Raw genomic sequence first — 21,937 nt, forward strand, 5'->3', positions numbered from 1 at the left:
GGTGCTCCGACGTCGTCCCTTCCCGCCCTCCGCGAGGCCTATCGCGCCGCATCGCAGCTGTACGAGAAGGTCGGCGTCGACGCCGATCTGCGGGCCGAGCAGGCCCGCGCGGAGAGCGACGAGAGTGCGGCGCGGGCCGAACTCGACCGGCTCAGCAACAAGGTCCGCACGCGCGCGGAGCAGCTGCTTCAGTCCCCGGACGGGTCCGACGGACCCTCCCGGCAGGCCGCCGTCGCCCGGGCCGAGGAGCTGGTGCAGCTCCTGGAGACCCGGATGTCCAGCGCGAGCGAACAGCTCGGGCGGCTGCGCGGCGAGGCCGAGCGGCACGCGCCCGAGGACGGCGAGGCACACACCGAGCTGCCCGAGGAACTGGTGCCCCGCGACGCCGAGCACGCGCAGGCCCTCCTGCGGACCGCCACCGCCGAACTCGCCTCCCGCACCGAGGCGTTGAGCCAGGCCCGGGAGGCACACGCCGAACTCCTCGACGCCCACCGGGCCGCCGAGGACGCGGCCGGTGGCTTCGACGAGATCGCCGCCATGCTGCGTGACCTGCTGCGCGAGCACACCTCGGACGAGGAGCAGGAGGAGCCGGAGCCGTATCCCGGCAGCCTGGACGAGGCACGGCAGTCCGGCGCCGAGGCACGGCGCTCCCTGCGGGGCTGCGCCGCCGATCTGTCCGCCGCCGAGTCCGCCGTACGAGAGGCGAGCGATGTGCTCGTACGGCATGCTAATTCCACGCGGTACGAGCAGGTACGGACGCCTGCGCGGCAGCAGATCCGCGAACTGCCCGCCGCCGCGCTGCCCGAGCACGCGCAGAAGTGGGCGGACGCGTTCGCGCCCCGACTGCGGGTGCTCACCGACGAGTTGGCGCAGCTGGAGCGGAACCGGGACTCGATCGTGGACCGGCTCCGCGGGCTCGTCGAGTCGGCGCTGGCGACTCTGCGGTCCGCCCAGCGGCTGTCGCGGTTGCCCGAGGGGCTGGGGGAGTGGTCCGGGCAGGAGTTCCTGCGCATCCGCTTCGAGGAACCCGACCAGGCCACGCTCACCGAGCGGCTCGGCGAGGTCATCGACGAGGCGACGCGGGCCGCGGTGAAGAAGAACTCCGATCTGCGACGGGACGGGATGTCCTTGCTGCTGCGGGGAGTCGCGGCGGCGCTGCAGCCAAAGGGTGTGGCCGTCGAGATCCTCAAGCCGGACGCGGTGCTTCGTGCGGAGCGGGTGCCGGTGGGGCAGATGGGCGACGTGTTCTCGGGTGGACAGCTGCTCACCGCGGCCATCGCCTTGTACTGCACGATGGCCGCACTCCGGAGCAACGACCGTGGGCGTGACAAGCACCGGCACGCGGGCACGCTGTTCCTCGACAACCCGATCGGGCGGGCCAACGCGACGTATCTGCTGGAGCTTCAGCGTGCCGTGTCGGATGCGCTCGGTGTCCAACTCCTGTACACGACGGGCCTGTTCGACACGACCGCGCTGGCGGAGTTCCCACTGGTCATCCGGCTGCGCAATGACGCGGATCTGCGGGCCGGGCTCAAGTACATCAGCGTCGAGGAACACCTCCGGCCGGGACTGCCGCAGGCTCCCGCCGGGGAAGGCGGACACAGCGAGATCACGGCGACCCGGATGTTCAAACGTCCGGCGCCCAGCGCAACCTAGGGGCGCGGGGAACTGCGCGACCAGCCACGACCGGCCCGCAGTCGCCCCGCGGCCTGTACCGCAGAGTCCTTAGGCGTCGGCTTTCAAGAGATCCGCGCACTTTTCGCCGATCATCATCGTCGTGATGCACGGATTCACCGTCACCAGTTCCGGCATCACCGAACCGTCCGCCACCCGCAGCCCCTCGACCCCCTTCACCCGCAACCGCGCGTCCAGCGGAGCGGAATCGTCCGCGCCCATCTTCACTGTGGAGGACGGGTGGTAGACGGTGTTGTGGGTCTTGTGGATGTAGTCCAGCAACTCGTCATCCGTCCGAACGTCCGGGCCGGGGGTGAGTTCCGCGCCCGCCCAGCCGCTGAGCGCAGGTTGCGACGCGATCGTCCGGGCCAGGCGCAGCCCGTACGTCATCACCCGGACATCGTGCTCATGGGTGAAGTACCGCGGATCCACCTTCGGCTTGTCCCTGTAGTCACGGGTCCGCAGCCGCACCGTGCCCCGTGACTTCGCGCGGGTCACGTTCGGGGTGAGGCAGAAGGCGTTTTCCGATGTGGGGTAACCCCAGCGTGCGGTGTTCATGTCGAACGGGACGGACCCGTAGTGGAACATCAGGTCCGGCCGGTCCAGGCCCGGTTCGGTGTCGTAGAAGATGCCCGCCTCCCACCACTGGCTGGACGTGGTGGTCATGGGCTGCTTGGCGTCCCACATGATGACGCCCTCGGGGTGGTCCTGGAGGTTCTCGCCGACGCCCGCCGAGTCGACCACCACCTCGACGCCGACCTCGCGCAGATGCGCGGCCGGTCCGATGCCCGACAGCATCAGCAGCTTCGGTGAGTCGATGGCGCCGCACGAGACGATGACCTCGCGTCGGGCCCGTGCCGTCCGGGTGTGGATCAGGTCAGGGTCGAGGTACTCGGCGCCGACGCAGCGCTGGCCCTCCAGCACCAGTTTCTTGGCCCGAACCCCCGTCCGTACCTCCAGGTTCGGCCGCTTGCCCAGGACCGGGTGGAGGTAGGCGACCGACGACGACTGACGGATGTTGTTCTCGTCGGAGTTGATCTGGAACCAGTTGGCGCCCCGGATCACCGTCTTGCCGGTGTTGAAGCCCGTGGTGGGAATCCCTGCCTGCGCACATGCCTCCAACAGCGCCGTGCCGCACGGGTCCTCACTCTTCACCGTGCGGAGTTTCACCGGACCCGTGCGGCCGTGGTGCTCCCCGGGAGCGTCGTTGTTCTCCAGCCGTCGGTAGAGCGGGAAGAGGTCGGCGGCGCTCCAGCCCGTACAGCCTGCGGCGGCCCAGTCGTCGAGGTCCTCGGCCGGGGCCCAGAAGGCGATACAGGAGTTGTGCGAGGAGCAGCCGCCGAGCACCTTCGCTCTGGCGTGCCGCAGGAAGCTGTTGCCGCTGGTCTGGGGTTCGACCGGGTAGTCCCAGTCGTAGCCGGACTCCAGCAGGCCCATCCAGCGTTCCAGCTTCAGGACGTCGTCGTCGCCGACGTCGCTGGGCCCCGCCTCCAGGACGCACACGGTGACGGACGGGTCCTCCGACAGCCGGGCCGCCACTACATTGCCCGCGGTGCCGCCGCCGACCACGACGTAGTCGAACTCATCGATACTCATGGGGAGTTGACCTCCTTATGACGGAGACGTCCTTGGTGCGGAATTTCAGTCGGCCGCCGGGGCGGCGAGGGGCCCGGTCGCCGGTTCGGAGTCCAGCCGGTGTTCGGCGAGCACTCCGGTCCTGTGCCGCTGGATGAACCAGTAGTAGGCGAAGCCGCCGCCCATGATCACGCCGACGAAGAGCACGGCGCCCCACTGGAGGTACCAGTGGAAGGGGGCGGTGGCGTTGTAGACGGAGGCCCGCGGCCACATGAGATTGATCGTCATGCCCGCGCCCCACAGCACAGCGAGGATGTTGACCAGCAGCCCCCAGCGGCCCAGCGAGAACTTGCCGTCGCCCGCGGGCTGCCACTTGCCGCGCAGCCGCGCCACCAGCATCGGACCGGTGACACCCAGGTAGGCGAGGTAGATCATGATGATGCCGATGCTGGTGACGACCGTGAAGATCTGCGGCTGGCGGATGTTCACGACCAGGATGGCCAGCGCCAGGATGCCGATGATCACGGCCGGGAGCACCGGCGTCTTGAAGCGCGGGCTGACCTTCGCCAGCATCGAGGACGCGGGCAGGTTGTTGTCCCGGGCCATCGCGAACGCCAGCCGGATCGCCGCCGTGTGCACGGCCAGCGCACACACGGTCACCGCGATCAGCACGCACCACAGCATCGCCTTGCCGGCCGTCGAGCCGAGCACGTCGAGGACGATGTACTGCAGACCGTCGGTCGACAACTGCTCGCCCTTCAGGCTGGACACGCTCATCAGCGCGAGCAGCAGGATCAGACCGCCCAGGAGGAACGAGGCGACGATCGCCCGGATGATCGCGCGGGGCGCGTTCCGGGACGGGTCCAGTGACTCCTCGCCCAGCGAAGCGGCCGTGTCGAAGCCGTACATGACGTACGCCGACGCCAGCGACGCCACCAGGAACGCGCCGAGGTAGCCGGCGCCGTACCCCGCGCCCGTCCCGTTGGTCTCCATGACCACCTGCGGGCCGCGGGTGATGTGCACGGCGAACAGGACGATGAGTACGACGGTGGCGACCAGCTCGATGAAGACGCCCGCCGTGTTGATGTTGGCCATCAGCTTGACACCGAAGGCGTTCACCAACGTGGTGAACAGGATCAACACCGCGGCCAGGATGACCGCGTTGGTCGCCACGTCGTACTTGCCCGTGCCGTCACCGACGATCTGGAACACGTCGGAGATCTGCGGCAGCGTCAGCTGGTAGGCGAGCGCCACGGCCGCGATCGACACGATCGAGGCGATCAGCATCATCCAGCCGGCCAGCCAGCCCAGATGCGGATTGCCTATCTTCTTCGACCAGTTGTAGACGGAGCCCGCGACGGGATAGCGGGCGGCCAGCTCGGCGAAACAGAGGGCGACCATGAACTGGCCGACGAAGACCATCGGCCACGACCACCAGTAGGCGGGGCCGCCACTGCCGTATCCGAAGTAGAACAGCTGGAACGTGCCGGTCAAGATGGAGATGTAGCTGATGCCGGCCGCGAAGGTGTGGAAGTTGCCGAGGGTGCGCTTGAGTTCGGGTTTGTAGCCGAACTCGGCGAGTTCGGCGTCGTCCTGCTGGCCGGCCGGCTGTTGAGTTGTGGTCATGAGCGGACTCCTGGTGGGGCAGGCGAACGGGGAGAGCGGCTCCTGCGGGTGCCTGGATCAAGGACGGTTGATGAGCCTGCTGCTACCCGGGCGTCAGGCGAACCACCCCTGTGGCGTGGGATTCGTGTTGCGCCAGATGTGCTTGGCCTCGCGGTACTCGGCCAGACCCGCCGGACCGAGTTCGCGTCCGAAGCCGGACTGCTTGAATCCGCCCCACTCCGCCTGCGGCACATAGGGGTGGTAGTCATTGATCCAGACGGTGCCGATCCGCAGCCGCCCGGCGACCCGCGCGGCCCTGGCCTCGTCACTCGTCCAGACGGCGCCCGCCAGGCCGTAGATCGTGTCGTTGGCGAGCCGAACCGCCTCGTCCTCGCTGCCGAACCGCTCGACGGTGAGGACCGGTCCGAAGGACTCGTCCTGGACGACGGACATGCCGCCCGTGCACTCGTCCAGCACCGTGGGCAGGTAGTAGAAGCCGTCGGCGAAGTCCGCTCCGTCGGGGCGCGCACCGCCGCAGCGCAGGATCGCACCCTCCTCCAGACCCTTGGCGACATAGGCCTCGACCTTCGCGCGGTGCGCCTCCGAGATCAGCGGACCGGTCTGCGCCCGCTCGTCGAAGGGTCCCCCGAGCCGGATCTCCGACGCCCGCCGTATGACCTCGTCGACGAACCGGTCGTGCATCGAGTCCTCGACCAGCAGCCGGGCGCCCGCCGAGCAGACCTGCCCGGAGTGCAGGAACACCGCGGTCAGCGCCATGTCGACGGCCGTGTCGAAGTCGGCGTCCGCGAAGACGATGTTGGGGTTCTTGCCGCCCAGTTCGAGGGCGACCTTCTTCACCGTCCCGGCCGCGGCGGCCATCAGCCGGCGGCCGGTCTGGAGTCCGCCGGTGAAGGAGACGAGATCCACGTCCGGGTGGTCGCCGAGCGGGGCGCCGGCCTCGGGACCGGCGCCCAGGATCAGGTTGGCGACGCCGGCGGGCACGCCAGCCTCCTCCAGCAGCCGCATCAGGTGTATGGCGGTGTGCGGGGTCAGCTCGCTCGGCTTGAGGATGAAGGTGTTGCCCGCCGCCAGGGCAGGCGCGACCTTCCAGGCCGTCTGGAGGAGCGGATAGTTCCAGGGCGTGATCAGCGCGCAGACGCCGACCGGCTCGTACACGACCCGGCTGTCCACGCCCTCCGTGCCCGTGTCGACGACCCGCCCCGTCTCGCTCGCTGCCGTCCGGCCGAAGTAGCGGAAGCAGTTCGCGATGTCGTCGATGTCGTACTCGCTCTCGACCAGCCGCTTGCCGGTGTCCAGCGACTCGGCGCGAGCGAGCGCGTCCTTGTCCCGCAGCAGCAGGTCGGCGACGCGTAGCAGCAGGTCACCGCGCTGGTCGGGGGCAGTCTGCGGCCAGGGTCCCTCGTCGAAGGCGCGGCGCGCGGCGGCGATCGCCTCGACGGTGTCCTTGCCACCGGCCTCGTCCACCACCCCCACCAGCGAGCCGTCCGCCGGACAGCGGATCTCACGCGTGCGCTCGTCGACCGCACTCCGCCACTCGCCGTCGATGAACAGATCCGGCATGGCCGCCTCCCAGCTGCTGAAGGACCCACTCGTGGAAGATCCCGATGTGGTGCTCGTCCGGAACCAGCACACCACCGTTCCGGTACGCCCGCGACGCCATCGCAGTCGGGGTTCGCTCACAGGCTCCAAAATCCTGCGCGTTCGCGAGGTGGAACAGCTCCACGGACGCCGTCGTCATCGCCACCGGCACATCGGCACGCCGAACTCACCCGCGGTTCACGCTGGGTCGTCGTCATCGGAGGCGGCTTCATCGGCGCGGTCACGCCGCAGGGCACGCGTGGTGCGAACGTCCGCGACGGAACAGCCCAAGGCCGCCGTGGCCGACCTGCTCGCCGGACGCACCGTACGGAGCGCAGGGTCTGCGCCCTACGTCAGGTCGGACCGGTACGGCGCGCACATGGCGCTGGACGTGCGGGACGGCCGTACGACCGCCGTGCTCTCCGCGGACCGGCCACGCCCCTTCATGCGGGCGCGCCGGGAACTCGTAGGAGGGGAGCCCCGACCGCAGCCGACCCACTCCGAACCCTCGCCGGGCGCCGCCCGCGCAGGCTCACGGGTGGGACAGCTGGCCCGTGCCGCCCCGGTTCCGTATCCGCTTCTGGGCGCGCTCGGTGGCGCGCTCCTGTCGCCGGGCCCTGCGCCGCTCGCGCCGCAGGGCACGCGCGGTGCTGCTCGGGGTCGACACGACGCCGTGGCGCTGGTTCCACACCTGGCGGGTGACCCACACGTCCAGGGCGGCCCAGGTGGCGACCACCGTGCTGGCCACGCTGCTGAGGACCATGGGGAACGCCAGCCACGAGCCGGCCAGGGTGCTCAGGAAGGCCACCATCGCCTGGATCAGTGTCACGGCGATGACGAGCACCGCACGCACCGCCGCCGTACGCACCGGATCCGGCAGGCGACGCCGCTGCGCGGGCTCCTCCACCCACAACGGTCGGTAGTACGGCTGGGCGTCCCGCTCGTCCGTCGTCCCCCTGTCGGTTGCCGGAATGTCGCGATCCCGTGTCTCAGGGATCCGCTCTGCCGTCGCCTGCGCCGCCACGCCGTCACCGGGCGCCTCGCGTCGCTCAACCGTGCCCATCACCGTGTCACTCCCCACCGCCGGCAGGACCGCTGGCCCGTGTCCGAAGACACGGCTCTCCAGTGGCTGCCCGGCTTGCGCTGTTTTACGCCGCCCAGGTGCGGGATGCGGCTCCTGTGGCCGATTCCGCCCCCAACTCCCGTTAGAAGGACGAACGGCACGCTCCGAAGATTCCCAACGACCGTAAAATTCCGGCCAACCGGCCCCGGAAACGACCGGATTGTTCACCGCAGTGACCACGGGATCGGGGAGGCAATCTCCCGCAATGACCGGACAACTCCCCACGACCCGCCACCGTTGCGGACGTTCGGCTTCCGGACGGGTCTTCGAGTTACCTATGCGTCAGTAGTAGGCTCGCGCCGTTTGTTGACGTACATGTGTACCCCCGCCCGGTGGGGGTCGAGCTGGGGGAGGCCATGCGCTTTCGCGGGAAGTCGATCCGCCGGAAGATCGTGGCGCTGCTTCTCGTGCCGCTGGTGTCTCTGACGGCGATCTGGGGCTTCGCCACGGTACTCACCGGACGTGAGGCGAGCCAGTTGTTCAACGTGTCGGAGGTCGTCGAGAACATCGGCTACCCGGCGGAGGACGCCGTCCGGGTGCTCCAGCAGGAACGCCGCCAGACCCTCGTCTACCTCGCCGACCCGCGCGCCTCCGACGGGCTCGCCGCGCTGCGCCGCAGCCGGACCGCCACCGACGAGGCCGTCACCAAGATCCGCAGGAACGCCCAGGACGCCGACGTACGCGACGCGCTGGGGCAGAACACGGGCGAGCGGCTGACCGCCCTCCTGGACGCCCTCGACGGCATCGGGTCCCTGCGCCGCAGCGTCGAGGAGGGCACCGTCAACCGCGCCCAGGCCCTCGACCTCTACAACCGGCTCGTCGATCCGTGCTACGTGCTGCTCACCAACCTCCACGTCGTGGACGACACCGACCTGGACAAGCAGTACCGCGCCCTGGTCAACCTGGCCCGGGCCCGCGAACTGCTCTCCCGCGAGGACGCCCTCCTCGGCTCCGCGCTGATCGTCGGCAGGATCACCCGCGGCGAGGCCCGTGACATCTCCGACCTCGTGGCCCAGCGCACGCTGATGTACGACGTCAACCTGCCGCTGCTGCCCTCCTCGGAACGCGACCGCTACGAGCGGTTCTGGAAGAACGCCGGCAGCTCCCCGCTGCGCGTGGCCGAGGAGTCCGCCGGCTCCTCGTCCGGCACCGGTACGCCCAGCGACGTCACCGCACAGAACTGGGACACCGCCGCCGGCGACGTGCTCGACGAACTCGCCAACTTCAACGACCAGGCGAACGACCGCTATCAGGACCGGGTGCGCCCGGTCGCGATCCGCGTCATCGCCCAGGCCGCCTTCGCCGGCGTCCTCGGCCTGATCGCGCTGCTGCTCTCGCTCTTCCTGTCCGTGCGCATCGGCCGCGCCCTCATCCGCGACCTGCGCCAACTGCGCCTGGAGGCGCACGAGGCGTCCGGCGTCCGGCTGCCCAGCGTGATGCGCCGCCTCTCCGCCGGTGAACAGGTCGACGTGGAGACCGAGGTCCCGCGCCTGGAGTACGACAAGAACGAGATCGGCGAGGTCGGCCAGGCCCTCAACACCTTGCAGCGCGCCGCCGTCGAGGCCGCCGTCAAGCAGGCCGAACTGCGTGCCGGGGTCTCCGAGGTCTTCGTGAACCTCGCCCGGCGCAGCCAGGTCCTGCTGCACAAGCAGCTGACCCTGCTCGACACCATGGAGCGCCGGACCGAGGACACCGAGGAACTCGCCGACCTCTTCCGGCTCGACCACCTCACCACCCGCATGCGCCGGCACGCCGAGGGCCTGGTGATCCTGTCCGGCGCCGCCCCCTCCCGGCAGTGGCGCAAGCCCGTCCAGCTCATGGACGTCGTACGCGCCGCCGTCGCCGAGGTGGAGGACTACGAGCGCATCGAGGTCCGCCGGCTGCCCCGGGTCGCCGTCACCGGCCCCGCCGTCGCGGACCTGACCCATCTCGTCGCCGAACTCCTGGAGAACGCCACGGTGTTCTCCCCGCCGCACACGGCCGTCCAGGTCCTCGGCGATCGCGTCGCCAACGGCTTCACCCTCGAGATCCACGACCGCGGCCTCGGCATGGCCGCCGACGCGCTCCTGGACGCCAACCTCCGGCTCGCCGAGACACCCGAGTTCGAGCTGTCCGACACCGACCGGCTCGGCCTGTTCGTGGTCAGCCGGCTCGCCCAGCGGCAGAACGTACGCGTCTCCCTCCAGCCCTCCCCGTACGGCGGTACCACCGCGGTCGTCTTCATCCCGGACGCGCTGCTGACGGACGACGTCCCGGACACCAACGGCATCGGCTTCCGCCTCGACCGGGACCGCCCCTCCAAGGAGGCCCAGTTGGAGGAGAGCCGCCGCGCCGCGCTCTCCCAGGTACCCGTGCAACTCCCCGGTCTGCCGCCCACCCTCCTGGACGGGCCGGTCGAACTGGAGGCCCCCGTCGACCTGGACGCCCTGAACGACTTCCCGGGCGGCCTCGGCGACGAGGACAGCGAACGCGGTGGACTCTTCCGGCCCCGCGGCCCCGCCCCGGCTGGTCTCCCCGGCGAACAGCACCATCCGGCCGACCCCGGCACGGACGACCGTTCGGGCGCCCCGGTCCCGCTGCCTCGCCGCGGCGCCCCCAAGCTCGTCAGCTCGCACGGACGTCCGGTCACCGAGCAGCGGCCCCGGCGCGAGAACGGTGACTCCGCAGACACGGCTCCTGCCCTCCCGAAGCGCACGCGCCGCGCCGCCATCGCGTCGGCGGCCCAGGAGGCCAGGCACGAGACCGAGCGGGAAACCGACTCTCAGACCGGCTCTCGGACCAGCCCCCAGACCGATCCGGAGACCCGGCACGAAGGCCGGCTGGAAACCGGCCCGGAGACCAGACACGAGCGCGGACCGGAAGCCGGACCGAGGACCGGACACGAGCCCCGGCAGGACGGACACGCGGCACCGACCACCGGCTCGGGCACGGCGCCCCTGCCCCGCCGCGTCCGCCAGGCCAACCTCGCCCCGCAGCTCAAGCAGGCTCAGGAGCAGCGCACCGAGCAGCGGGCGGAGCCCGCCGAACGGGACGCCGACGAGGTACGCAGCCGTATGGCCTCGCTCCAGCGCGGCTGGCAGCGTGGCCGTCAAGAGAACGCCGCGGGGGACAATGGCCCCAGCGGCACAGCACCACAAGGAACGACAAAGGGGGACGGTCGATGACCGCACCGAAGGCGACCGACCACGGCGACACCGGCAGGACAGGCGAGCTGAACTGGCTCCTGGACGACCTGGTCGACCGCGTCGCGAGCATCCGCAAGGCCGTCGTGCTCTCCGGCGACGGGCTTGCGACGGGGGCATCGAAGGACCTGACCCGCGAGGACAGCGAGCATCTGGCCGCCGTCGCCTCCGGCTTCCACAGCCTCGCCAAGGGCGTGGGCCGGCACTTCGAGGCGGGCAGCGTCCGGCAGACCGTCGTCGAGCTGGACGACGCCTTCCTGTTCGTGACGGCCGCGGGCGACGGCAGCTGCCTCGCCGTCCTCGCGGACGCCGACTCCGACGTCGGCCAGGTGGCCTACGAGATGACGCTCCTCGTGAAGCGGGTCGGCGTACATCTGGGGGCCGCTCCGCGCACCGATCTGCCTGCGGGCGGGTAGTGGGATGACATGAGCGGAGACGGTCAGGGAAGAAGCCACTGGTTCGACGACGAGGCCGGACCGGTGGTCCGTCCGTACGCCATGACGCGCGGCCGCACCAGCCATGCGGGCCAGCACCGCCTGGACCTGATCGCGGTGGTCGTCACGGAACCCCACGCGGACGACTCGGAAGCCGAAAACCAGACGCTGTCCCCGGAGCACGTGGACATCGTCGGCCTGTGCCGGGACTCGCCGCAGTCGGTCGCCGAGCTCGCCTCCGAACTCGACCTGCCCATCGGCGTCGTACGCGTCCTCGTCGGCGACCTCGTCGACGAGGAACTCGTCCACGTCAACCGCCCGGTTCCGCCCGCGGAGCTGCCGGACGAGAGCATCCTGCGTGATGTGATCAACGGGCTCCGGGCTCTGTGACCACCGGTCCGATCGACCGGCCCGCCCATCCGGGCGGCTCCTCCGCGAGCGCCGCGAGGCGCTCGCGGAGGACGGTCGGGAACGGTACGGCGCGGCCCGCTCCCTGATCGACGTGCAGCATCAGCAGCTCGATCGTGGCGACCGGGTCGGGCTCCGCTCGCGGCCCCTCGACGACGTACATCTCATGCGTCAACCGCGCCTTCTTCCCGGCCGATCCCAGCACCCGCGTGCGGACGGCGAGTTGGGCACCCTCCGGCACCTCCCGCAGGTAGCGGACGTGCGACTCGGCCGTGTAGAGCGAGCAGCCGGTGCGCTCGCGGTACCCGGCGTCCAGCCCCGTATGCTCCATCAACGCGTCCGTCGCGAAGCCGAAGACGAGGACGTAGTACGCCTCGCTCATGTGCCCGTTGTAGTCGATCCACTCGGGGCGCACGGTCTCCTGAAACAGCGGCAGGCTCACTCGGCACCGGTCCCGGGCAGACGGCCGGTGGCGCGCAGGACGTCGATGACGCCCCGGTCCCGTTCGGCGACGAGATCGGCGATCGTACGACCGTCTGCGGCATCGTCGCAGCCGGCCACCACGGCGTCGTAGAGCGCCCTGTCCAGCTCGGGTGCCTCCAGGCGGGTCCACGGGGACTTCAGGGACGGCCCGAAGTGGTCGAGCATATGGGCCATGCCACCCTCGCCGCCCGCGAGCGCGAAGGTGAGCATCGGGCCCATCACCGCCCAGCGCAGGCCCGGCCCCTCCGTGATGGACAGGTCGATCTCGCGCACCGTCGCCTCGCCGTTGGCCACCATGTGCAGGGCCTCGCGCCACAGAGCTTCCTGGAGGCGGTTGGCGATGAAGCCGGGGACCTCGCGGTCCATGGTGATGACGGACTTGCCCGCCACCTCGTAGAAGCGCGCGGCCCATCGGACCGCTTCGGCGTGTGTGCGGTCGCCGCCGATTACCTCGACGAGCGGTATCAGATACGGCGGATTGAACGGATGCCCGACCACCAGCCGGCCGGGTGTGACGGCCCCGGTCTGCATGTCGGTCATCGGGTAGCCGGAGGTCGAGGAGGCGATGACGACGCCCGACGGCGTGGCCGCGTCGAGCTTGGCCAGCAGCTCACGCTTGAGATCGAGCTTCTCGGGGGCGCTCTCCTGCGCGAACTGGGCCTCGGCGACTGCCTCTTCGAGGCTGTCGGTCACGGTGAGCCGGTCGGCACTCGCGCCCGGGGCAAGCCCCAGCTGCTCCAGCGCGGGCCACGCCGCCTCGACCAGCCGGCGCAGCCGGGCCTCGGCGTCGGGGGCCGGGTCCCAGGCCGTGACGTCGTAGCCACGGGCGAGGAAGTGGGCGACCCAGCCCCCGCCGATGACTCCGGCGCCGACGCAGGCCACGCGGCGAACGTCCTCGGGCGTGGTGGCGGGGGTGTACGTCTCCGTCGTCTCCGTCAACTTGGGCTCCTTCGGCGCTTCTTGCTGGGACGTGGCGTCTTGGCGGGGGTATCAGCTGCCATGGTGTGGTGCTCAGCCGCGCGGCTTGAGGCCGAGCTTGAGGCGTGCCTCCTCGGGCGTGGCGACGCGGGCGCCCATCGCCTCGACGATGGTCACGGCACGTTCCACGAGTTGGGCGTTGGTCGCCTTGACGCCTTTGCCCAGATAGAGGTTGTCCTCCAGGCCCACGCGCACATGTCCGCCGAGCAGGATCGACTGCGCCACCCACGGCATCTGCATCCGGCCCAACGCGAAGCTGGCCCACCGCGCGCCGTCCGGCAGCATGTTCACCATCGACTGCAGCACACCGGGGTCCGCGGGCGCGCCCCATGGGATGCCCATGCACAGCTGGAACACGGTCGGGTCGTCGAGCAGCCCCTCGGCGTGCAACTGCTTGGCGAACCACACGTGCCCGGTGTCGAAGATCTCCAACTCCGGCCGCACCCCCAGCTCCTGGATGCGCCGGGCGCCGGTACGCAGCATGTCGGGCGTCGAGACATAGAGGGTGGAGCCGTCGCCAAAGTTGAGGGAGCCGCAGTCGAGGGTGCAGATATCGGGCAGCAACTCCTCGACGTGCGGCAGCCGTTCGAGGCCGCCCACGAGATCGGTGCCGGGCAGATGCTTCAGCGGCTCCTCGGGGTCGATCACCAGGTCGCCGCCCATACCGGCGGTGAGGTTGATGACGACGTCCGTGCCCGTCTCCTTGATGCGCTCGACGACCTCGCGATACAGCCACGGGTCGCGGGAGGGCGCGCCGGTCTCCGGGTCACGGACATGGATGTGCACGGCGGCGGCACCGGCCTCGGCGGCCTGCACGGCGGACGTGGCGATCTGTTCCGGGGTGACGGGGACGTGCGGGCTCTTGCGCACGGTGTCACCGGCGCCGGTGAGGGCGCAGGTGATGATGACGTCCTGGTTCATGGTCGCGCTGATTCCTCTCTCGACGAGCAGAGCATTGTTTATATGGTGAGCAGCTGACGCAGATTATGAACATGCGCTGCCATGCGGTGCTACGTCAAGAGCGTCTGCTGCCAGCCGCCGTCAGCCCCTCGGCTCCTCAGCCGCCCTCCGCCCTACGCCCGTGCAGCCGCCGAGATCTCCTCCGCCGCCGCCCGCGCCAGCGCCCCCAGGTCCGCGAACCGCGCCTCGGTCACCCGGTCCTGCGGTCCCCAGATGCTGACCACGGCGAACGGCCGGCCGCGGCTGCCCAGCACCGGCGCCGACACCCCGTACAGATTCCGCTCCATCTCGCCCGCGCAGACGCTGTATCCGCGCTCCCGCGTCCGAGCGCACTCCTCCCACAGCCGCCCCCGGTCGGTGACGGTCGTGTCGGTGAACGCGGTCAGCGGCTCGGTGAGCAGCGACTCCGCCTCCTCCCTCGGCAGCCAGGCCAGCAGCGCCTTGCCCGTGGACGTGGCATGCAGCGGCACCTGCCGCCCCAGCCACTTGGCGCTGAGGACCACCGGTGGGGTCACCTCGTCGATGTACGTCAGCCCGAGCTGCTGCACCACGGCGAGGTTGGCCGTCTCGCCGGTCTGCTCGCTGACCCGGCGCAACGTGCCGTGCGCCCGGCGGATCAGGCCGTCGAAGCCTGCCGCCGATGCCATTCGGGCGACCGTGAAACCGATGGTGTAGCGACTGCCGACGGGGTCGCGCTCCACCAGACCGTGCTGTTCCAGCGTGGACAGCAGCCGCCATGCCGTGGCCCGGTTGAGCCCGCACCGCGCCGCCAGGTTCGCGGCCGTGTCGCCGCCCGGCGCGCTGTCGGCGGTCGCCTGGAGTAGCGCGATCGCCCGCTCCAGGGACTGGACCTTGCCCGACGATCCACTCGGCTCGGCGGCCGGGGTGGACTCGCTGTCGCCCGGGGTCCCTGGGGGGTTGGACATGCGCATCTTCGGAGGCTCCTTGACGGCTCGCGGGATGGGCCCCTTGACCTAGGTGACTACTGTTCCCCATCTTCGCACTATCCGTGTGCCTCTCGCATAATGCGAACAACGGTCACCGCTGCCTTCACCGGGAGTCGCCGCCCGGTGTGGACAGGGCACCGGCGCAGCCCTCCCGATATGATCTGACCGATCGTCGACGACCCTCTGCAGCTCGTCCGCAACCGAGCTGCCGATAGGGTTCCGAGCAGCGCGATCGGGGAGACGGACGTGACGACGGGCTGGCAGTTCTGGGTCGACCGAGGCGGCACCTTCACGGACATCGTCGCGCGACGCCCCGACGGCCGGCTCCTCACCCACAAGCTCCTGTCCGACAACCCCGCGCGCTATGCCGACGCGGCAGTCGCCGGCGTACGCGAACTGCTGGATGGCTCCCATGCCCCCGTCGAGGCCGTCCGGATGGGGACGACCGTCGCCACCAACGCCCTCCTGGAACGCAAGGGCGAGCGCACCCTCCTGGTCATCACCCGTGGCTTCCGCGACGCCCTGCGCATCGCCTACCAGAACCGCCCCCGCATCTTCGCCCGCCGCATCGAACTCCCCGAGCTGCTCTATGAGCGGGTCATCGAGGTCGACGAGCGCATCGCCGCCGACGGCACCGTCCTGCGCGCTCCCGACCTGGACGCCCTCGCCGGGCCCCTCCAAGAGGCGTACGACGACGGGATCCGGGCCATGGCCGTGGTCTGCATGCACAGCCACCTCCACCCCGCCCACGAACAGGCCGTCGGCGAGCTGGCCGCCCGTATCGGCTTCCCGCAGATTTCGCTGTCCAGCGAGGTCAGTCCGCTGATGAAGCTCGTCCCGCGCGGGGACACCGCCGTCGTCGACGCCTACCTGTCGCCCGTGCTGCGGCGCTACGTCCAGCATGTCGCCGACGAACTCGAAGGCGTGCGGCTGATGTTCATGCAGTCCAACGGCGGGCTCGCGGAAGCCGGGCAGTTCCGCGGCAAGGACGCCATCCTGTCCGGGCCCGCCGGCGGCATCGTCGGCATGGCCCGTATGTCGCAACTGGCCGGCTTCGACCGGGTCATCGGCTTCGACATGGGCGGCACCTCCACGGACGTCTCGCACTTCGCGGGCGAGTACGAACGCGTCTTCACCACGCAGATCGCCGGAGTCCGGCTGCGCGCTCCCATGCTGGACATCCACACCGTCGCGGCCGGCGGCGGCTCGGTCCTTCACTTCGACGGCTCCCGCTACCGCGTAGGGCCGGACTCGGCGGGCGCGGAGCCGGGGCCTGCCTGCTACCGGGGCGGCGGCCCGCTTGCCGTCACCGACGCCAACGTCATGCTCGGACGCATCCAACCCGCCCATTTCCCCAAGGTGTTCGGCCCCGACGGCGACCAGCCCCTCGACGACGCGCTCGTCCGCGACCGGTTCGCCGCCCTCGCCCGGGAGATCCGGGAGCAGACCGGCGACGACCGCACACCGGAGCAGGTCGCCGAGGGCTACCTGCAGATTGCCGTCGCCAACATCGCCAACGCGGTCAAGCGGATCTCCGTCCAGAAGGGCCACGACGTCACCCGCTACGCCCTCACCACCTTCGGTGGTGCGGGAGGCCAGCACGCGTGCATGGTCGCCGATTCGCTCGGCATCCGCACCGTCCTCGTACCGCCCATGGCCGGCGTGCTCTCCGCGCTCGGCATCGGCCTCGCCGACACCACCGCCATGCGCGAACAGTCCGTCGAGGCACCCCTGGAGCCCGCCTCCATGCCCGCCGTCCTCAAGACCGCCGAGGACCTGGAGGGCGCCGCCCGCGCCGAACTCCTCGCCGAGGACATTCCCGAGGACCGCATCCGGATCACCCGCCGCGCCCAGCTCCGCTACGACGGCACCGACACCACGCTCACCGTCGAGCTCACCGAGCCCGACACCATGCAGCACGCCTTCGAAGAACGTCATCGCGCCACGTACTCCTTCACCCTCGACCGCCCGGTCGTCGTCGAAGCCCTCTCCGTAGAAGCCACCGGCATCACCGAACCCCCCGATCTCTCCGCTCTCGCCCCGTTCGCAGCCGCGCCTGACGGCCGCTCTGCCGCGCCGGAGACCGTCCGCCTCCATACCGGCGGCGCCTGGCGCGACGTACCCCTCCACCGCCGTGAGAATCTGCCCCCCGGCGAAACCGTCACCGGCCCCGCGATCATCACCGAGGCCAGTGCGACGACCGTCGTCGACGACGGCTGGCGGGCCGCGACGACCGACGACGGGCATCTGGTCATGGAACGCGCGGTGATTACGCAGAGTTCCGATCTCGACACAAAAGCTGATCCCGTTCTGCTCGAGGTCTTCAACAACCTCTTCATGTCGATCGCCGAACAGATGGGCGCCCGGCTGGAGTCCACCGCCCAGTCCGTCAACATCAAGGAGCGCCTGGACTTCTCCTGCGCCCTCTTCGACCCGGACGGAAACCTGGTGGCCAACGCCCCCCACATCCCCGTCCACCTGGGTTCGATGGGCACCAGCGTCAAGGAGGTCATCCAGCGGCGCGGCTCCGGGATGCGCCCCGGCGACACCTACGCCGTCAACGACCCGTACCACGGCGGCACTCATCTCCCCGACGTCACCGTGATCACCCCGGTCTTCGACACCGAGAACGCCGAGAACGCCGACGACACCGTGTACACGGAGAGCAACCGGATCCTCTTCTACGTCGCCTCCCGCGGCCACCACGCCGAGATCGGCGGCATCGCGCCCGGCTCCATGCCCGCCAACAGCCGCACCATCGACGAGGAAGGGATCCTCTTCGACAACTGGCTGCTCGCCGAGCGGGGCCGCTTCCGCGAGGAGGAGACCCTCCGCCTCCTCACCGAGGCGCGCTACCCATCCCGCAACCCGAAGACCAACCTCGCCGACCTGCGCGCCCAGATCGCCGCCAACCAGAAGGGCGTCGACGAAGTCGCCCGCATGATCGAGAACTTCGGCCTCGACGTCGTCCAGGCGTACATGAAGCACGTCCAGGACAACGCGGAGGAGGCCGTACGACGGGTCATCGACGCGCTGGACGACGGTGAGTACGCCTACGAGACCGACTCTGGGGCCGTCATCAGGGTCAGCGTGCGCGTCGACCGCAAGAACCGGTCCGCGACCGTCGACTTCACCGGAACCTCCCCCCAGCTGGACTCCAACTTCAACGCGCCCTTCGCGGTCGTCAACGCGGCCGTCCTGTATGTCTTCCGCACTCTGGTCGCCGACGACATCCCCCTCAACGACGGCTGTCTGCGCCCGCTCGACATCGTGGTGCCGTCCGGCTCGATGCTCGCCCCCGAGCCGCCCGCCGCCGTGGTCGCCGGAAACGTGGAGACCTCGCAGGCGATCACCGGCGCGCTCTATGCCGCACTCGGCGTCCAGGCAGAGGGCTCCGGCACCATGAACAACGTGACCTTCGGCAACGAACGGCACCAGTACTACGAGACCGTCGCCTCCGGATCCGGCGCGGGCGACGGCTTCACCGGGGCGCCCGTCGTGCAGACCCATATGACCAACTCGCGGCTCACCGACCCGGAAGTCCTGGAGTGGCGACTGCCCGTCCGGCTCGAGGAGTTCGCCGTCCGGCGTGGCAGCGGCGGCGCCGGACGCTGGCGCGGCGGCGACGGAGCGGTGCGCCGCATCCGGTTCCACGAGCCGATGAGCGTCTCCACGCTCTCCCAGCACCGCAGGGTCCCGCCGTACGGCATGGCGGGCGGCGAACCCGGCGCGCTGGGCGCCAACCGAGTCGAGCGCGCGGACGGTACGGTCAGCGCACTGGGCGCAAGCGATGCGACGGACGTCGTCCCGGGCGACGTACTCGTCGTCGAAACCCCAGGCGGCGGAGGCTACGGACCGCCGTCCCCCGACCCCCATCAAGCAGGAGAAGAGATCGATGATCTTCGGGCGTTCTGAGCGCGGCAAGCCCCCGGTCGAGCCCGTCACGCTCAAGATCCTGGTGGCCGGCGGCTTCGGCGTGGGCAAGACCACCCTCGTCGGCGCGGTCAGCGAGATCAGGCCACTGCGCACCGAGGAACTGCTCACGGAGGCCGGACGCCCGGTCGACGACACGAGCGGCGTGGAGGGCAAGCACACCACGACCGTCGCGATGGACTTCGGGCGCATCACCCTGCGCGAGGACCTGGTGCTGTATCTCTTCGGCACGCCCGGTCAGGAGCGGTTCTGGTTCATGTGGGACGAGCTCTCGGAGGGCTCGCTCGGCGCGGTCGTCCTGGCCGACACCCGGCGCCTGGAGGACTCCTTCGCCGCCGTCGACTACTTCGAGCGGCGTTCCATACCCTTCGTCGTCGCTGTCAACTGCTTCGAGGGAGCGGCCCGTTACCCGGAGGACGACGTACGCCAGGCACTCGACCTCGACGACTATGTACCGCTGGTGTTGTGCGACGCCCGCGACCGGGAGTCCGTCAAGGAGGTCCTCATCGGCGTCGTCCAGCACGCCATGGCGTATGCGGCGGAGCGCCGCCAGACGGTCACCACCTGACGCACACGCACGGCCCGTACCCCCACCGACCGGGGTACGGGCCGCAGTTCGCGGGCCTGCACGCGCGCGTGCCTAGCTCTCGCCGTCCTCCTGCCAGCCGAAGCTCTTCTCCACGGCCTTGCGCCAGTTGTGGTACTCCCGGTCCCGCACCGATGCCTCCATCGCCGGCGTCCACTCGACGTCCCGCTGCCAGTGCGCCTTGAGCTCGTCGAGGTCGTTCCACACCCCGGTGGCCAGTCCGGCCGCGTACGCGGCGCCCAGGCAGGTCGTCTCGGAGACCTTGGGCCGGATCACGGGCACCCCGAGGACATCCGCCTGGTGCTGCATCAGCAGGTTGTTCTTGGTCATGCCGCCGTCCACCTTCAGGGTCGTGATGTGCACCCCTGAGTCCTGGAACATGGCGTCCACGACCTCCCGCGTCTGCCAGCTCGTCGCCTCCAGCACCGCGCGCGCGAGGTGTGCCTTGGTGACGTACCGGGTGAGCCCGGTGACGACTCCGCGTGCGTCGGAACGCCAGTACGGCGCGAACAGGCCGGAGAACGCCGGCACGATGTACGCGCCCCCGTTGTCGTCGACGCTCGCCGCCAGGGGCTCGATCTCGTCGGCGGTACGGATGATGCCGAGTTGGTCGCGGAACCACTGCACGAGCGCGCCCGTTATCGCAATGGACCCCTCCAGGCAGTAGACGGGCGCCTCACTGCCGATCTTGTAGCCCATCGTCGTCAGCAGCCCGCTCTTCGACGGCACCGGCCGGTTACCGGTGTTGAGCAGCAGGAAGCTGCCGGTGCCGTAGGTGTTCTTCGCGGTGCCGACGTCGTAGCAGGCCTGGCCGAACACCGCTGCCTGCTGGTCGCCCAGCGCCGAGGCGACGGGGACGCCGGAGAGCTGCCCGACGGCGGTTCCGTACACCTCGGCGGACGACTTGATCTCGGGCAGCACGGCCTCGGGCACGTTCATCGCGGAAAGGATCGACGGGTCCCACTGGAGGGTTTCGAGGTTCATCAGCATCGTGCGTCCGGCGTTGGTGACGTCGGTGACGTGGTGTCCTCCGTCGGTGCCGCCGGTGAGGTTCCAGATGAGCCAGGAGTCGATGGTGCCGAAGGCGATCTCGCCGTGCTCCGCACGCGTGCGCAGCCCCGGCACGTTGTCCAGCAGCCAGGCCGCCTTGGGCCCGGAGAAGTAGCTGGCCAGCGGCAGCCCGGTCTGTTCGCGGAAACGGTCCTGCCCGTCCGAGCCGCCGAGTTGATGGCACAGGGCGGCGGTGCGTGTGTCCTGCCAGACGATGGCGTTGTGCACGGGCTTGCCCGTCGCCCGGTCCCACAGGACCGTGGTCTCCCGCTGGTTGGTGATGCCGAGCGCGCTGAGCTGGTCGGCACGCAGCCCGGCCTTGGCGATCGCGCCGGCGACCACGGCCTGCACCTTGGACCAGATCTCGGTGGCGTCGTGCTCCACCCAGCCGGGCTTGGGGAAGATCTGGCGATGCTCACGCTGGTCGACGGCGACGATCGCGCCGTGCTGGTTGAAGATGATGCAGCGGCTCGAGGTAGTGCCCTGGTCGATTGCGGCGACGAACTTGTCCGTCATGACGTCCCCTTCGTCGGATCCTTCAGAACGCTGCGTTGAAGATCACCCCGGACAGCGCCCCGCCGATCAGCGGACCCACTACCGGAATCCACGCGTAACCCCAGTCCGAGGTGCCCTTGTTGGGGATCGGGAGCAGTGCGTGGGCGATGCGCGGGCCCAGGTCACGGGCCGGGTTGATGGCGTACCCGGTGGGACCGCCGAGCGACAGACCGATGCCGACCACCAGGAACGAGACGATCAGAATCGCGGTACCGGACTCACCGAGCCCCTTGGTCAGGCCGAACGCCAGGATGGGCAGCACGAGACCGACGGTCGCGATGATCTCGGTGATGAGGTTCGCCACGGGATTGCGGATCGCGGGCGCCGTGGAGAAGATCCCGAGTGTCGGCTGGGCCTTGTCCTCCTCGGCGTTGGCCTGGAATTGCGCGAAATAGACGAGCCAGCACAGGATCGCGCCGAGGAAGGCGCCGACCATCTGCCCGGCGACATAGAGATGGACCTTGTCCCAGTCCCCGGTGTCGATGGCGATCCCGAGGGTCACGGCGGGATTGAGGTGCCCACCGGACAGCGGTGCGGCGGTGTACGCCCCGGCCATCACACCGAAGCCCCAGCCGAAGGCGATGACGACCCAGCCGGCGTCCTTGGCCTTGGAGTAGTTCAGTACGACGGCGGCGACCACTCCGGCGCCGAACAGAATCAGGATCGCGGTACCGATGACTTCGCCAACGAATATGTCTCCGTTGCTCATGGCGGCTCCTAGGCCCTGGCCCGGGACGATCGGCCCCGGTCCTCCGTGCAGGGTGCGGTTCCCTTGGCGAACAGCCGGAGGCAGGGAGAGTCCCGCGCCCCGCCCGGCGTCCGTGACGAGCGTGCCGTAACAGCCG

15 protein-coding genes and 2 pseudogenes are annotated in these 21,937 nt (G+C 70.0%); 6 read left to right on the plus strand and 11 right to left on the minus strand.

Annotated features, from left to right (window positions below):
- Positions 1-1,656 (plus strand): annotated as a pseudogene (locus tag AB0I98_RS43820) (hypothetical protein); the annotation flags it as partial.
- Positions 1,657-1,725: 69 nt separating this feature from the next.
- Here AB0I98_RS43820 and AB0I98_RS43825 read toward each other — a convergent pair.
- The 5 genes and pseudogenes from AB0I98_RS43825 to AB0I98_RS43845 form a co-directional block, all read right to left on the minus strand.
- Positions 1,726-3,270 (minus strand): GMC family oxidoreductase N-terminal domain-containing protein, encoded by a 1,545-nt coding sequence (locus tag AB0I98_RS43825; RefSeq protein WP_362951666.1) that lies wholly within the window; start codon positions 3,268-3,270, stop codon positions 1,726-1,728.
- A 45-nt stretch (positions 3,271-3,315) separates the two neighbouring features.
- Entirely contained in the window at positions 3,316-4,875 is a 1,560-nt protein-coding gene (locus tag AB0I98_RS43830; RefSeq protein ID WP_362951667.1) for an amino acid permease, read from the minus strand.
- Positions 4,876-4,968: 93 nt separating this feature from the next.
- Positions 4,969-6,435, minus strand: coding sequence for an aldehyde dehydrogenase family protein (locus tag AB0I98_RS43835; protein WP_362951668.1), 1,467 nt, complete (start codon positions 6,433-6,435; stop codon positions 4,969-4,971).
- A pseudogene (locus AB0I98_RS43840) lies at positions 6,377-6,607 on the minus strand (SRPBCC family protein); the annotation flags it as partial. The gene AB0I98_RS43835 and the pseudogene AB0I98_RS43840, both read right to left, overlap by 59 nt.
- 378 nt (positions 6,608-6,985) lie before the next feature.
- The gene (locus tag AB0I98_RS43845; RefSeq protein ID WP_362951669.1) at positions 6,986-7,516 is read right to left on the minus strand and encodes a hypothetical protein; all 531 of its coding nucleotides are present in this window, start codon (positions 7,514-7,516) and stop codon (positions 6,986-6,988) included.
- Positions 7,517-7,932: 416 nt separating this feature from the next.
- Between AB0I98_RS43845 and AB0I98_RS43850 the strand changes: the two genes are divergently transcribed.
- Genes AB0I98_RS43850 through AB0I98_RS43860 form a run of 3 tightly spaced genes read left to right on the plus strand, consistent with a single transcriptional unit; the run spans position 7,933 to position 11,582 of the window.
- On the plus strand, positions 7,933-10,740 hold the full coding sequence (locus AB0I98_RS43850; protein ID WP_362951690.1) for a nitrate- and nitrite sensing domain-containing protein: 2,808 nt from the start codon (positions 7,933-7,935) through the stop codon (positions 10,738-10,740).
- A complete protein-coding gene (locus tag AB0I98_RS43855) occupies positions 10,737-11,174 on the plus strand; it encodes a roadblock/LC7 domain-containing protein (RefSeq protein ID WP_362951670.1) in 438 nt (145 codons plus the stop codon). The genes AB0I98_RS43850 and AB0I98_RS43855 overlap by 4 nt, the downstream gene beginning before the upstream one ends.
- A 9-nt stretch (positions 11,175-11,183) precedes the next feature.
- Positions 11,184-11,582, plus strand: coding sequence for a DUF742 domain-containing protein (locus tag AB0I98_RS43860; protein ID WP_362951671.1), 399 nt, complete (start codon positions 11,184-11,186; stop codon positions 11,580-11,582).
- Here the strand turns inward: AB0I98_RS43860 and AB0I98_RS43865 are convergent.
- The 4 genes from AB0I98_RS43865 to AB0I98_RS43880 all read right to left on the minus strand — a co-directional run bounded on the left by AB0I98_RS43865 (position 11,560) and on the right by AB0I98_RS43880 (position 14,953).
- Positions 11,560-12,042: a thioesterase family protein gene (locus AB0I98_RS43865; protein ID WP_362951672.1), complete on the minus strand. Its 483-nt coding sequence runs from the start codon at positions 12,040-12,042 to the stop codon at positions 11,560-11,562. The two genes, AB0I98_RS43860 and AB0I98_RS43865, sit on opposite strands and share 23 nt — an antisense overlap.
- Entirely contained in the window at positions 12,039-13,022 is a 984-nt protein-coding gene (locus AB0I98_RS43870; protein ID WP_362951673.1) for a 3-hydroxyacyl-CoA dehydrogenase NAD-binding domain-containing protein, read from the minus strand. The genes AB0I98_RS43865 and AB0I98_RS43870 overlap by 4 nt, the downstream gene beginning before the upstream one ends.
- Before the next feature lie 72 nt (positions 13,023-13,094).
- Positions 13,095-13,982, minus strand: a complete 888-nt coding sequence (locus AB0I98_RS43875) for a 3-keto-5-aminohexanoate cleavage protein (RefSeq protein WP_362951674.1) — start codon at positions 13,980-13,982, stop codon at positions 13,095-13,097.
- A 152-nt stretch (positions 13,983-14,134) separates the two neighbouring features.
- Entirely contained in the window at positions 14,135-14,953 is an 819-nt protein-coding gene (locus AB0I98_RS43880; RefSeq protein WP_362951675.1) for an IclR family transcriptional regulator, read from the minus strand.
- A gap of 261 nt (positions 14,954-15,214) precedes the next feature.
- Between AB0I98_RS43880 and AB0I98_RS43885 the strand changes: the two genes are divergently transcribed.
- Positions 15,215-18,883, plus strand: coding sequence for a hydantoinase B/oxoprolinase family protein (locus AB0I98_RS43885; protein WP_362951676.1), 3,669 nt, complete (start codon positions 15,215-15,217; stop codon positions 18,881-18,883).
- Entirely contained in the window at positions 18,864-19,469 is a 606-nt protein-coding gene (locus AB0I98_RS43890) for an ATP/GTP-binding protein (protein ID WP_362951677.1), read from the plus strand. Before AB0I98_RS43885 ends, AB0I98_RS43890 begins: the two co-directional genes overlap by 20 nt.
- Before the next feature lie 72 nt (positions 19,470-19,541).
- Here the strand turns inward: AB0I98_RS43890 and glpK are convergent, their stop codons facing one another.
- Complete coding sequence (gene glpK / locus AB0I98_RS43895; RefSeq protein WP_362951678.1) at positions 19,542-21,053, minus strand: glycerol kinase GlpK; 1,512 nt, start codon at positions 21,051-21,053, stop codon at positions 19,542-19,544.
- A gap of 22 nt (positions 21,054-21,075) precedes the next feature.
- Positions 21,076-21,801: an MIP/aquaporin family protein gene (locus AB0I98_RS43900; RefSeq protein ID WP_362951679.1), complete on the minus strand. Its 726-nt coding sequence runs from the start codon at positions 21,799-21,801 to the stop codon at positions 21,076-21,078.
- Between the last annotated feature and the right edge of the window lie 136 nt (positions 21,802-21,937).

The sequence above is a fragment of the Streptomyces sp. NPDC050211 genome, from assembly GCF_040656035.1.
Classification (GTDB): domain Bacteria; phylum Actinomycetota; class Actinomycetes; order Streptomycetales; family Streptomycetaceae; genus Streptomyces.